Consider the following 12700-nt stretch of genomic DNA (forward strand, 5'->3'; position numbering starts at 1 on the left):
CGGTCCGAGCCGGAGGCGAGGGCCTTTCGGGGGTTGGCCGGGCATATGTTGGATTCGTGATTGATCGGCCACGTAGCGCCATCTATGCTCGCGGCCATGGGAATCCCTACCGAACCGATCGGCAGCATCCCCCGGCCCCCCGCCTTGCTCGCGGCGCTCTCCGCTCATGCCTCGGGTGAGATCGATGACGCGGAGCTCGCCGCGCGGCAGGACGAGGCGGTCGCCGACACCATCCATCGGCTGGAGCTGGCGGGCTCGCCGGTGCTCGTGGACGGAGAGCAGTCCAAGCCCAGCTTCGTCACCTATCCCCTCGACGGCCTGCCGGGCCTGAGTCCCGACGGCGCCGTGATCCCGTTCGCCGACGGGCACACCCGCCGGCTGCCCTGCCTGACCTCGGGGCCGTTCGGCTACCAGGCCCACGCCGTCACCTACCTGCGTGCCGCCCGCCGGCACACCGCGCTGCCCGTCAAGCAGGCCGTCATCGCCCCGTCGGCGCTGAGCCTGCTCTACCCCGCCGCGGGCGTCGACGGCTACCCGCGGGAGAAGTTCCTCGACGACCTGGCCGCCGAGGCCGAGGCCGAGATCCGCGCGTGCCTCGACGCGGGCGCGCACGTCGTCCAGCTCGACTTCACCGAGGGGCGCCTGTCGCTCAAGCTCGACCCGAGCGGTGGTGTGCTGGACGATTTCGTGGCGCTCAACAACCGGGTGCTCGAACGCTTCGGCGACGACGAGCGCGCCCGCATCGGGGTGCACACCTGCCCCGGCGGCGACCAGGACTCCACGCACAGCGCCGACGTCGACTACGCCGGGCTGCTGCCCAAGCTCTTCGGGCTCAAGGCGGGCAACTTCTACATCCAGCTCGCCGGCGAGCCCGACCCCGAGCGGGTGCTCGGCATCATCGCCGACACCCTGCCTCCGGACGTGAGGGTCTTCGTGGGGGTGATCGACCCGATCGACCCGGTCGTGGAGACCGCGGAGCAGGTGCGCGACCGTGTCCTCGCCGCCGCCCGCCACATCCCGCCCGAGCGACTCGGCACCTGCGACGACTGCGGCTTCTCGCCGTTCGCCGACGACACCTCGACCTCCCGCGACACCGCCTTCGCCAAGATCGCCGCCCGCGTCGAGGGCACCCGCCTGGCCTCCGAGTCCCTCGGCCTCTGAGGTCTCTGACCCCACGCGGCCTTCCCCGGGCTTCGACAAGGCCGGGGGAGGCCGCCGGAACTCGTCAGGACAGGGACGCGCGCAGCTCCCACAGTTCGGGGTAGAAGCGGTCGCGGAGCCGGTCGGCCAGGTGGGCCGCGCCGGACGTGCCGCCCGTGCCGGGCCTGCGGCCGATCTGCCGTTCGACGGTGAGCATGTGCCGGAACCGGAACGCCGCCCACGCCTGGTCGTGTTCGACGAGCGCCTCGGCGAGCTCCCACAGCCCGGCGTGGTCCTCGCGGTCGCCGGCCAGCTCCAGGAGGGCGGCCCGCCGCTCCCGCTCGGAGGCGACCGCGAAGCCCGCCTTGGCGAGGACGGCCAGGAAGCCGTCCCACAGCGTGGGCTCCCGGCCCGGCCGCGGGCGGGCGCCGGAGAGCAGCTCGATCTCGTGGAACTGCGCCGACTGCGAGCCGCTCGCGCGGCCGAGCACCCCCCGGAAGCGCAGGAAGTCCGGCGGCGCCATGGTGTCCAGCACGTCGAACTGGCTCGCCAGCAGGCGCGCGATGACATGGCAGCGCCGCAGCCGCAGGCGGGGCAGGTGTCCGTCGCCGGCCAGCATGCGGTCACGGGCGTCGGTGAGTTCGGCGATGAGCTGACGGAACCACAGTTCGCACGCCTGGTGCGCGGTGATGAACAGCACCTCGTCGTGTTCGACGGGGACGGACAGCGGCCGGAGCTGGCCGAGCAGGTCGGGCAGGCGCAGGTACTCGCCGTAGGACAGTGGCGTCGGTGGCGTCGGTGGCATGGTGCGGACCCTTCAGGGGCGCCGTGTCGGCAGGAGCTGGTGGGTGGCGAACGCCTCCAGCGCGCCGGGCGCCTCCAGCACCCCCGCGGACTGGAAGGCCCGCACGGTGGCCTGGCAGGTGTCGGCGATCCGCGCCGCCCCGGCGTCGCCGCCGTAGCAGTCGGCGACGACCTGTCCCGCGGCGTCGGCGTCGAGGCCCGCCAGCAGGAGCGAGGAGCGCACCGGCTCGACGTCCCAGGTCAGGCAGGCGTGGATCAGCGGGGGCAGCGCCCGCGCCACGGGGCCGCGCAGGGCCGGGTCCAGCCCGGCCCACAGCTCGGCGAAGAAGGCGGCGAAGAAGCGGTGGTGGCGGCCCTCGTCCTTGGCGTGGTCGCGGGTCAGGTCGCGGACCACGGTGACCACCGTCCGGTCGTTCGGGATCTCGTTGAGCACGGCGGTGATGAGCGTCTCGAACACCACGGCCTGGAGCAGCGGCACCAGCTTGGGCGTGTCCGGCAGCAGGTCCCGGCCGGTCCGCTCCAGCCGGTCGACGAACCCGCCGTAGTCCCACGGCGGGATGGCGACGCCGGTGCCGGCGGCGATCTGGTCGGCCAGGTCGAGGCTGTAGAGAGCGTGGTAGCCCTCGTCGCAGTACACCCGGAAGGCGTCCAGGCGCAGGCGCATCGGCAGGTGCAGTCCGGCCCGGTCGTTGGCGATCAGCTCGGCCGTGGTGTTGACGATCCGGGTCTCCAGGTGCGTGGTGGAGAGCAGGAACTGGTAGAGGTGCCGGATCGTCAGCTCCCGCCGCGTCCGCGGGGACAGCCCCGCCAGCGCCTCGTGGGCCAGATAGGGCACCAGGCTCTCCGGGTAGAAGACCTTGCCGTCCTCGCTCTCCTCGGTGAACATGCGGCGCACGCCCCCACGGACGCCCGCCGCCTCGTACCACTGGTCGAAGGGACCGCTCATCTCGTCTCCCCCAGGACTCCCGCGAGGCGGGTGACGCCGGCCGCGACCGTGCCGGCGTCGGTGGCGTGACAGAGGCGGAACCAGCCGGGCCGGGGGCAGCCGAACACGGTGCCCGGCAGGATGTTCACCCGCGCGGCCTTGAAGATCTCCTGCCACAGCGCGTGCTCGCCCTCGGTGGTGCGGGCGCTCAGGCGTCCGCGCAGGTCGATCCAGACGGAGAACCCGCCGGACGCCTCGACGTGCGGGATGCCGTGCCGGGCCAGCAGGCTCGCGGTCGCGGCGTAGGAGCGGCCGAGGCGCCGCCGGGACTCGGCCAGGAAGTCCCGCACCCACGCGGTGTCGCCGATCAGCCGGGTGAGCGTGGCCTGCGTCTGGGTGGAGACCGGGGCGAAGTACGCGAGCGCGCGGGCGGTGGCCCGCACGTCCGGGTCGCGCGTGTACAGGACGCCCGCCTTGAGCCCCGGCAGGCCGAAGTCCTTGGCGAACCCCCACACGCCGTGTACCCGGGAGGCGTGCCGCCCGGCGACGGCCGGGTCCAGCATGCTCGTGAACGCGGCGGACCCGAACACCGAGTGCGCGTAGATCTCGTCGGCGATGACGTCCACGTCGTGCTCTTCGGCCACCCGCAGCACGTCCCGCAGCACGCCCGGCGAGTAGACGTGGCCGACCGGGTTGGACGGCGACGTGAGCGCCAGCGCGCGCACGGTCACGCCGTCACGGCGCGCGGAACCCAGCACCCGGTCCAGGACGGCGGGGCTGAGGGCGTACCCGGTGGCCTCGTCCATCGGGGCGGGCAGCAGTCGCGCGCCGGAGCGGCCGGTCAGGTCGGTCTCGAAGGCCGCGTAGTACGGCGCGGGCGTCACGACGGCCTCGCCCGGGTCGCACAGCACCGTGGCCAGGATGTCCAGCGCGGCGGTGGCGCCGCTGACCACCACCAGGTCGGCGGGGTCGATCGCGGTGTTCCAGCGCCGCGAGAGCAGCGCGGCGGTCGCGGCCCGCAACTCGGGAGCGCCGTGCAGCGGGGCGTACTGGCAGTCCGGCTCGCGCGGCGGGCCCGCCTCCGCCAGCCGGGGGGCGAGCAGGTCCCACACCAGGCGGTTCTCGGCGGTGCCGAGGTTGACGTACCCCTTGGGGTTGTCGCCGGGGTGGTAGGGATCGGACTCGGCCTCGAAGTGGGCCGCCGCGATCGCCGGGACGTCGGCGACCAGGCGGCGGGCCGTCCGCGACACCATCAGCGCACCCCTTCCGGCTGCGCGCCGGTGGTGAGGCCGGTCAGCAGGCCGGGGTGCACCCCGAGCCCCATGGAGGCGTCGATCACCGCGCCGTGCAGGGGGACGGCGTGCTCGCCGGTCAGCCACCACACCACCTCGGCGATCTCCTCCGGCTGCAGCAGCCGTCCCCGGGGCAGGCGGGCCTCCAGGGCGGCGCGCTGCCCGGCCGTCAGCCCCGACAGCGTGCTGGCCTCCAGCATGGTCGTCTCCACCGCGCCGGGGCTGATCGCGAACACCTCGACCGGCCGGTGCGCCAGCTCGGCGGCCAGTTGGCGGGTCAGGTACGCCAGCGCGGCCTTGCTCATGCCGTCGGCGATGTGGAAGCCGGGGAAGACCGAGACGCCGCCGCCGACGCTGGAGACGTTGACCACCTTGCCGTAGCCGCGGTCGAGCATGCCCGGCAGCAGCCGCTGGATCAGCCACAGGGGGCCGACGCTGTTGACGCGCAGGAACGCCGCCACCCGTTCGTGCTCGGGGCCGGGGACGTAGTCCTCCACGGTCTTGGAGCCGACGGCCGCGTTGTTCACCAGGACGTCGACCGGGCCCGGCAGCGCCGCGAGCAGTTGCCGGTGGCTGTCCCAGTCGCCCTGGTCGAACTCGAACGCCCCGGTCTGGGCGCCGGAGGCGGACAGCTCGGCCACCAGCGACTCGGCCCGTGCCCTGCCCGACCTGTAGGTGAACCACACGCGGTCGCCGCCGGCGGCGAACCGCCGCACGCACGCGCGGCCGATCCCGGCCGAGCCGCCGGTCACCAGCACCGTCCGCGATCCGGGCATCGCCCGCCTCCTGTTCACCGACCGGCCCTTCGCCGGTTCACGCCACACGGGGTCACGCCGCCGTGCCCGCCCTGCCTGTCGTCCTGCGCGCCGTGCCGGGCGGGGCGGCGAGCCGGGCGAGCACCTCCCGCCCGAGGGGGTCGGACGGGTCGCCGAGGCCGAGCGGCAGGTCGAAATGGTTGCGGCCGGGCACGACCATCTCGGCGATCTCGACCCCGGCCGCGCGGGCCGCCGCGACCAGCAGGTCCTGCTGGTCGGCGAACCCGGTCGGCTCGTCGCCGCCCCTGACGGCCAGCAGCGGCGGCATGCCCGCGCGCAGCGCCCGCACCGGGCTGTTGCGCGCCGCCTCCTCCGGATCCAGCCGGATCGCCGGCCCGACCGACGTGTGCAGCAGGGGCTCCAGCTCGTAGAGGCCGCTGATGAGGACGGCGGCGCGGATCCGCGCCGCCTCCGGCCGCGAACTCAGGCACATGGCCACGAGCTGGGCGCCGGCCGAATGCCCGGCGAGCACGACCCGCCGCCCGTCGACGCCGAGCGCCTCCGCGTCACGGCACAGCCGGCCGACGCCGCGCCGGACCTGGGCGACGATCTCGTCCAGCCGGTGGCGCGGCGCCAGACCGTATCCGAGGGCGGCGAACGCGGCGCCGCGCGCCACCACGTCGCGCGCCGCGAACGCCGACTCCGCCGGGCCGAGTTCCTGCCAGTAACCGCCGTGCACGAAAACGAGCAGCGGCGCGCCCGGGGCGGCGGGGAAGAAATGCGCGCGTTCGTGGTCGCCAGGACCGTAGGCGATCTCGCGCCACGGCAGAACGCGCCTGGCCTCCGCGGAAAGGCGCGCGTATTCGCGCAGGAACGGGTCGGGGGAAATGGTGGCGCCCGGCAGATAAGCGCGGTCCCGGGTTTCCCGGTCGGCGCCGGGGTCTGGTAACGGGTCCGTTCCTGTGTTCACGTGGCACTCCAATGACCGTGCTCACCTGCGAAGACAGAGAGAGCCCGCGTTCCCGCGGGGCGGCGTCTCCGCTCGCCGGAATCTGTTCGACTCATATGTGGGGCCGCATCCTGTCGATATGACGGCCATGGTCCGGTCACGGCGAACGGGCGTTTTCCGATGATTTCCGGGCTCGTCCAAGGTCCCACCCTCACTTGTCCGGTACGAATATTTTCCGGACAGGCCGTCGGCATATCGTTAACTACAGATAGTGAAGAGGCGGGCGGTGGGACGTCCCTCCGCGACCGGCGCACGGTGAAGGCCGTTCCCGGTTTCGCGTCGTTTCGGAAGCGCCGCGGAAGCACGGGGGAAGTGCGCGGAGCCGGATGATTCGGATCGCCCGCAACGGGCGGAAGCGGACGCGTACCTCAAGGGGGGAACCATGCCGGCTCCGAACGACGCCGAGACCATCCTGAACCTGCAGTCCGACGACGTTCCCGTCGTCATCAGCTCCGACGGCACCATCCACGCCGCCTCCGACGGCACGCGCGGCGTCTCCATCCACGACGCCAAGGGCGACTACCACGGCCGGACCGCGAGGTGACCGCCGTGTCCGACTACGACTACGTGGTGCCGCGCGGCATGCTCATCATGGAGGGCGACGCCTCCAAGCGGCTGTACCTGGAGCAGCAGAAGCTCAAGACGTACTTCCCGCAGTTCGGCTTCTCGCAGTCGGCGGGGACCGGTGAGCTCGGCGTGACCGGCCGCCTGCGGACCAACTCCGGCGCCAGGTACCCCCTGCGGCTCCAGATCACCGAGAACTACCCCTACGAGTTCCCGTACGTCTTCCCGATCGGCTGGGACTCCACCTGCCCGCACATCTACCCGGCCGGGAACCTCTGCATCATGCGGCCGGACCAGTGGCGGCCGTTCTACTCGATCGCCTTCGCCATCGCCAAGTCCGCCATCTGGCTGAACAAGTTCGAGGTCTTCAAACGCCGCGGCTACTGGCCGGGCAACGAGCAGGACCACTGACGGCGGTCCGTACGGAAGGAGACCTCATGACCGACGCCCTGGCCGGCGCCCCCACGGCGCCGTCCGACACCCTCGACACCGCGCGGATCGACCACCTGCTGGACGGCTTCGACGCCCGCGACGTCGAGATCACCCTCGTCGGGCTCGGCAGCGGGGGAGCGTCCCTGCTGCTCCCGCTCGTGATGTCCGGGATACGCCGCTGGCACCTGTACGACCCCGACGTGCTCGAGCCGGTCAACCTCGTCAAGCATCCGGCGACGCGCGACTGGCTCGGCAGGCCCAAGGTCGAGGCGATGAAGGCGTGGATCCTCGACCGCAACCCTGAGGCCGAGGTGGACGCGCACGCCGACGACGTGCGCAAGAGCCCTCGCTTCGAGGCCGACGCGCGGGCCTCGTCGCTCGTGGTCTGCGCGGTGGACGACCCGGTCAGCCGCGGCTGGCTGAACGCGTGGTGCGTGGAGACGGGCCGGCCCTGCCTCACCGGCTCGGTGATCCGCACCGGGCTCGGCGGCCAGGTGTACCTGTTCGTCCCCGGCCAGACCGGGTGCTTCTCCTGCATGCAGCTCGTCGCCGACCGCAACCACGCCAACCTGGAGGACGCCCTCGACCTGACCGAGGAGGAGCGCAGGCATCGTTACGGCCTCGGCGAGACCGGCTTCACCACCTCGGGCCTGGCCATCGACATCACGATGGTCGCCTCCTTCCAGGCCCACATGGCGTGGAGCGTGGTGGCCGGCGGCCGGTCCCGGTACGTGCCCCGGCTCAACTTCAACTGGCTGACCCTGGGCATCCGCCCGGAGAAAGGGGTCTTCTCCTTCCACTACCAGACCAACCGCATGCTCGTTCAGCCGCAGCGCGACTGCGTGCTCGGCTGCGGAGGAGGCGGCGCGTGAACCACCAGAACCTCCGCGCCACCGCACGGGGACGGTTCGCGTCCCGCTACCTCGCCGGGGGGCGGCCCCTGGTCAGGATGCGGCTCGAACTGCACGAGGACGTGGTCGCGTGGGCGCGCGCCGAGATCAGGGCGAACCCGCGCATCGAGGTCGGCGGGAAGTTCGTCGGCTTCGTGCGGGGCCGGTTCTCCGCGACGTCCGAGGACTGGCGGGCGGAGCTGGAGGAACTGCAGGTCTCCGTCGTCGCCTACCTGGACGCGGGGCCGGGCAAGGACCGGTCGGCCGTCCACCACTATTCCGACACCGACTACCAGTTCCGGCTGTTCCAGGACGTGGCCCGGGATTTCCCCGACCTCGATTTCCTCGGCATCTGGCACAGCCACCATCCGAACGGGCTCGACAAACTCAGCCGCGGGGACGAGGAGACGGCGACGGTGACCGTGAGCAATCCCGGCCACGGGCACGATTTCCTGATCTCCTCCCTCGCGGTCGACGAGCGCGGCCTCATGGCGGGCCGGCACTTCGTCTTCCTGCGGGGCCACGCCGATTTCCTGGAGATAGATCCGGATTTCGTGCAGGTCGTCAGAGGGCCGAATCCGGTGGCGGAAAGAGTCGAGGCCGCCGCCCGGCGGTTGCACGCCGCCGGAGACCGTCCGGGGCCGGCCCGGGCGCCGGCGCCGTCGGGTAACCGGCCGCCGGGTGGCACGGCGTCCTGGACGGCGTCCGCCGAGGGCAAGGCGATCCTGGCCGCCGACAAGGCGTGGCTCGGAGAGTTCCCGGACATGCGTCCCTTCATGCGCGGCGGATCGCTCGTGTGGCGGGGGACGGCCGAGGCGGCGGGGGTGGTGGCCGACTGCGAGTACATCTGCCCGGAGGGCTTCCCCCAGGTCAGCCCGGTCGTCGAGGCGCGCACCCCCGACGGCGCGCACGCGGTGCGGTTCACGCTGCCGGACTCCCTGCGCCGCCGCGAGGGCTTCCACCACGCCCTGCGCACCCTGGCCGGGCTGGTGGCCGCGGGCGACGGTCAGGAGGACGGGGGAGAGGAGGAGGCTGCGGCTCCGGACGTCCGGGAGGACCCGGCTGCCGAGGCGTAACACGGGCGCCGGCGCGTTCGCTCCGGGGACGCGCCGGCGTGCGGTTGATCGCCAGGGGGCTCGGCGGGAATGCCGAGCCGTCCGCCTGGAAGATAGTCGGGATATTTCTACTGTTGCGGTGCTATGCCCATTAGATGGCTATACGCCGTTGATTGTCCAAGTGCATCAGGTGGCCTTAGGGTATTAATTGAAAGACCAGGAGGTTCGCCGAACCGTGCATTGATAGGCTCGCTTCCACCGCTTTAGGAAGAAAGCGGGCAGATGACTGATCTGGGAGGCCTGGGTGGCGCGCATCCACGTAGGCGTTCTGGGACCCGCCACCTTCCACCGTGACGACCGCGAGATCCGTCTGACACCGCTCACGGTCAAGCTGCTGCTGCGATTGGTCGCCGCGCAGGGCGAGCGGGTCTCGGCCCGGCAGCTCTACCACGACCTGTGGGGCGCCCCGGTCGGCAGGTTCGGCAGGCTCCACCGCACCGAGGTGCAGAAACGCGTCCTCGAACTCCGCAGGGCGATCGAGCCAGGCCAGCAGGCCGGCCCCTCCGCCGTCCTGCGCACCGAGCAACTGCTCAACGGACGCGAACCCGAGTCCGCCTACCGGCTCGTCCTGGACGGCGACCAGCTCGACTGCCGGGAGTTCGAGGACCTCGTCAACCGCGCGGCGCACGCGGCGCCCGCCACGGCCGTCGTCCTGCTCTCCCGGGCGCTCGCCCTCTGGCGCGGCGCCCCGCTGCCTGAGCTGAGCGAGGCCGGGTTCGCCGCCCCCCTCGTCCACCGCCTGACGGTGACGCACCGGGCCGCCCGCCAGGCGCTCGTCCGCGCCTACATCGAGCTCAGCCACCCCGATCTCGCCCTGCCCCTGGCGGAACGGCTCGCCGCCGAGGACCTGGACGACGCGGGCGCCGCCGAGACCCTGCGCGGCCTGCGCGAGACCCTGCGCGCCCGCCACGGCGACGAGGTCTTCCGCCGTGAGTTCCCCCGCCTGCGCGTCACCGTCGTCGTCAAGCACGGCGACCTGTTCGCCCAGGACGACGCCAACCTCGTCGCCGGCTTCGGCGACACCTTCGACACCACCACCGACCACGACTTCGTCATCAGCAAGGACAGCGTGCAGGGACAACTCCTGGAACGCCTCTTCCGCGGCGACCGCGAACTGCTCGACAAGGAGCTCAGGCGCGGGCTGCGCCAGGTCACCCCGGTCGGCAGGGAGACCGTCCACGACAAGCCCCGCGGCAAGCGGACCCGCTACCCGATCGGCACCGTGGTCCCCATCCCGCTCCCCGGCCGCAGGGTCTTCGCCGTCGCCTACTGCCGCCAGGGCAACGACTACGTCACCCGGTCCACCGCGGACGACCTGCGGCTCGGCCTGGAACGGCTGTGGGCGTCCGTCATGGTGCACGGGCTGCTCAAACCGGTCGCGATCCCGCTGGTGGGCTCCAAGCTCGCCCGGATCACCGAGCTCGACTGGGAGCAGCTCATGATAATGATCATCGACACGTTCGTGGCGAGCTGCCGCGACAGGACGGTCACCCCCGAGCTGCGCATCGTCATCCGGCCCTGCGACCTGGCGCGCATCCGGCTGTCGGACGTCGCCGACCATCTGAACTCCCTCGACGAGGACGGACGCCCGGCCCATGCCTGACCCCTCCGCACACCTCCTGGACGACGCCCGCGATCTGCTGGAGGACGTCCTCCAGTGGCAGATGTCCCCCGCCCGCTGGGACCACCTCACCGGCATCCTGGACGCCGCGATCGCCGCCGCCGAGTCCGGCGACCTCGACGCCCTGGACGCCGCGGTCGTCCGCATGGAGGTCGCCGGGCCGGTCCGCATCCAGCGCATCGGCGAGGAGTCCGCCGACCCGCCGCCGGCTCCCGTCCGCGACCGCGTCAACCACCTGGTCCACCTCCTCGCCACCCCGCCCGACGCCCCCGCCGGCCAGGCCGGCGAGTGACCCCACCCATCCCCGTCACGATCGGGCCGGGCGCGCGATGACCACGATCCTCGACCAGCAGTTGGTGGCCCACCTCTACGCCCCCACCGACGGGCCCGACGCCGGGGCCGCCTACCGGGCGCTGCGGGAGATCTGGCGGTACTGCCGGCTCTCCCTGCACATGAGCGAGCCCATCCCCGGCATCGGACTGCCCCACCTGCTCCCGGAAAGCCCGGACTCCTTCCCCACCGGCGGCGAGGTCGCGCTGGCCGCGCAGGAACGCCCCGGCGCCGACTGCCAGGCCGTGCTGCGCCGCCACCACGACCTGTTCAACCTGTCGATCGCGCTCGCGCCCCCCGAGGCGACCGCTCCCGACGACGGCGACTGGCCCTGGTGGCGCATGCTCGACCTGCAGTGGGACGCCGTCCTCGCCCAGCACACGCCGCACCTCGTCGGCGAGGCCCGCCTGTACCTCGCCCGGGTCGGCGACGAGACCGGCGTCCGCGCCGCCGGCCCCGCGCTCTACGACCACCTCAACGACCTGCTGCCGAAAGCCGCCCGCGGCCGGCCGGGACGGCGCGGGGTCCCCGCCTCCGACGGCCTGGCGCTGTGGGAGACCGTCCCGGCCCCCGACGAGCGCCCCGCGCGGCGCTTCCTCCTCGCGATCGCGCCCGGCGCCGACCCCGCCGCCAGCGCCTGGGTCTGGTCGCGCGGCGACACCGCGATCCCCCCGCTGGCCCGCTACCTCCTGCACGCGGCCAAGATCCGGTACGAGCTGCGCGTCTGGCTGCGCGACGGCCAGGCACGGCAACTGCGGGACACGATCGAACGGCTCGCCACCGAACTGCGCCGGCTCGGCGCGGGCGCCGCCGTCCAGGCCGAGCTGCTCCGGCTGCGCAGGCTGGACGCCCTCATGCTGCACGCCGACCTGCGCGCCCTGCGCCACACCGTCGACATCGCCGCCGACAACCTCGGGCGGGCCTTCGACCTGTCCGCGCTCGTGGCCCCGGACGGCCCGTTCGCCGACGACGCCGGCCTCGCCCGCTCCCTCCTGGAACGCCTCGACGACGAACTGGCCTACCTGGCCATGGCCACCGACCGCGCCACCCACCTGACCGCGCACGACGTCCCCGTCCTCACACCCCCCGCCGCCGCCGTCATCCCCCCGTCCCCGGGCCGCTCGTCCGCGCCGCCGCCGGTGTCCGCCACCGGCACGTCAGCGGACGACGTGCCGGCCGTGATCCTCCCGCCCTCGGACCCGTCGGTCGTGACCAAGCCCGAGGCCGCCCAGCCGTCCTCGATCGCCGCCCGGCCGGTCGTCCCGTCGCTCCCCGGGGTCGCCGACGCCAAGAACGTCTTCGTCGTCCACGGCAGGGACGAGCCGGTCCGCCAGGCCGTCTTCACGTTCCTGCGCGCCCTGGACCTGCGCCCCCTCCAATGGGAGGACCTGGTCAAGATGACCGGGAAGCCGTCACCCTTCCTCGGCGAGGTCGTCGCCCAGTCCATGCTCCTCGCCCAGGCCGTCGTCGTCGTGATGACCCCGGAGGACGTCGTCCACCTGCACCCCGACCTGTACGAGCCCCAGGAGTCGTCCGCCGAGGCGCGCCGCGCCCTCCAGGCCCGCCCCAACGTCCTGCTGGAACTCGGCATGGCCCTCGCCGTCCACCCCGACCGCACGCTGATCATGCTGATCGGCGACCAGCGCCCCGTCACCGACCTCGGCGGGCGCAACTACGTCCGCGTCACCGGCACGCCCGACTTCCGGGTCAAGATAGCCAACCGCCTCCGCCTGGCGGGCTGCCCCGTCGACACCACCGGCACCGACTGGCTGACCGCCGGCGACTTCACCGCCCTCACCGCCCACGACCGCACCCCCTGACCG

Annotated in this window: 13 protein-coding genes; 8 read left to right on the top strand and 5 right to left on the bottom strand. The window is 72.9% G+C overall.

Going from position 1 to position 12700, the window contains the following annotated elements; all coding sequences use genetic code 11:
- Window positions 1-96: 96 nt before the first annotated feature.
- Window positions 97-1161, top strand: coding sequence for a cobalamin-independent methionine synthase II family protein (locus tag BJ981_RS14105; RefSeq protein ID WP_184611538.1), 1065 nt, complete (start codon window positions 97-99; stop codon window positions 1159-1161).
- 64 nt (window positions 1162-1225) lie between these two features.
- Here BJ981_RS14105 and BJ981_RS14110 read toward each other — a convergent pair whose 3' ends face one another.
- Genes BJ981_RS14110 through BJ981_RS14130 form a run of 5 tightly spaced genes read right to left on the bottom strand, consistent with a single transcriptional unit; the run spans window position 1226 to window position 5886 of the window.
- A complete protein-coding gene (locus BJ981_RS14110; protein ID WP_184611540.1) occupies window positions 1226-1945 on the bottom strand; it encodes a tryptophan 2,3-dioxygenase family protein in 720 nt (239 codons plus the stop codon).
- Between the two features lie 12 nt (window positions 1946-1957).
- Complete coding sequence (locus tag BJ981_RS14115; RefSeq protein ID WP_184611543.1) at window positions 1958-2890, bottom strand: diiron oxygenase; 933 nt, start codon at window positions 2888-2890, stop codon at window positions 1958-1960.
- Window positions 2887-4122, bottom strand: coding sequence for an aminotransferase class I/II-fold pyridoxal phosphate-dependent enzyme (locus BJ981_RS14120; protein ID WP_184611545.1), 1236 nt, complete (start codon window positions 4120-4122; stop codon window positions 2887-2889). The genes BJ981_RS14115 and BJ981_RS14120 overlap by 4 nt, the downstream gene beginning before the upstream one ends.
- Complete coding sequence (locus tag BJ981_RS14125) at window positions 4122-4937, bottom strand: SDR family NAD(P)-dependent oxidoreductase (protein WP_184611547.1); 816 nt, start codon at window positions 4935-4937, stop codon at window positions 4122-4124. Before BJ981_RS14125 ends, BJ981_RS14120 begins: the two co-directional genes overlap by 1 nt.
- A gap of 52 nt (window positions 4938-4989) precedes the next feature.
- Entirely contained in the window at window positions 4990-5886 is an 897-nt protein-coding gene (locus BJ981_RS14130) for an alpha/beta hydrolase (protein ID WP_184611549.1), read from the bottom strand.
- Window positions 5887-6307: 421 nt separating this feature from the next.
- Here BJ981_RS14130 and BJ981_RS14135 point away from each other — a divergent pair, with 421 nt between their 5' ends.
- From BJ981_RS14135 to BJ981_RS14165, 7 genes are all read left to right on the top strand, one after another.
- A complete protein-coding gene (locus BJ981_RS14135) occupies window positions 6308-6469 on the top strand; it encodes a hypothetical protein (RefSeq protein WP_184611551.1) in 162 nt (53 codons plus the stop codon).
- A gap of 5 nt (window positions 6470-6474) precedes the next feature.
- Complete coding sequence (locus BJ981_RS14140) at window positions 6475-6900, top strand: type II CBASS E2 protein (RefSeq protein ID WP_184611553.1); 426 nt, start codon at window positions 6475-6477, stop codon at window positions 6898-6900.
- Window positions 6901-6926: 26 nt separating this feature from the next.
- Window positions 6927-7793 carry a ThiF family adenylyltransferase gene (locus tag BJ981_RS14145; RefSeq protein ID WP_184611555.1) on the top strand — a complete coding sequence of 289 codons (867 nt, stop codon included), beginning with the start codon at window positions 6927-6929 and terminating at the stop codon, window positions 7791-7793.
- Window positions 7790-8887 (top strand): MPN domain-containing protein, encoded by a 1098-nt coding sequence (locus BJ981_RS14150; protein ID WP_184611557.1) that lies wholly within the window; start codon window positions 7790-7792, stop codon window positions 8885-8887. Before BJ981_RS14145 ends, BJ981_RS14150 begins: the two co-directional genes overlap by 4 nt.
- A 283-nt stretch (window positions 8888-9170) precedes the next feature.
- Window positions 9171-10529 carry an AfsR/SARP family transcriptional regulator gene (locus BJ981_RS14155; protein WP_204070569.1) on the top strand — a complete coding sequence of 453 codons (1359 nt, stop codon included), beginning with the start codon at window positions 9171-9173 and terminating at the stop codon, window positions 10527-10529.
- On the top strand, window positions 10522-10839 hold the full coding sequence (locus BJ981_RS14160; RefSeq protein ID WP_184611559.1) for a CATRA system-associated protein: 318 nt from the start codon (window positions 10522-10524) through the stop codon (window positions 10837-10839). Before BJ981_RS14155 ends, BJ981_RS14160 begins: the two co-directional genes overlap by 8 nt.
- A gap of 37 nt (window positions 10840-10876) precedes the next feature.
- Entirely contained in the window at window positions 10877-12697 is a 1821-nt protein-coding gene (locus BJ981_RS14165; RefSeq protein WP_184611561.1) for a CATRA conflict system CASPASE/TPR repeat-associated protein, read from the top strand.
- Window positions 12698-12700 lie beyond the last annotated feature (3 nt).

This window comes from Sphaerisporangium krabiense, from assembly GCF_014200435.1.
Taxonomy (GTDB): domain Bacteria; phylum Actinomycetota; class Actinomycetes; order Streptosporangiales; family Streptosporangiaceae; genus Sphaerisporangium; species Sphaerisporangium krabiense.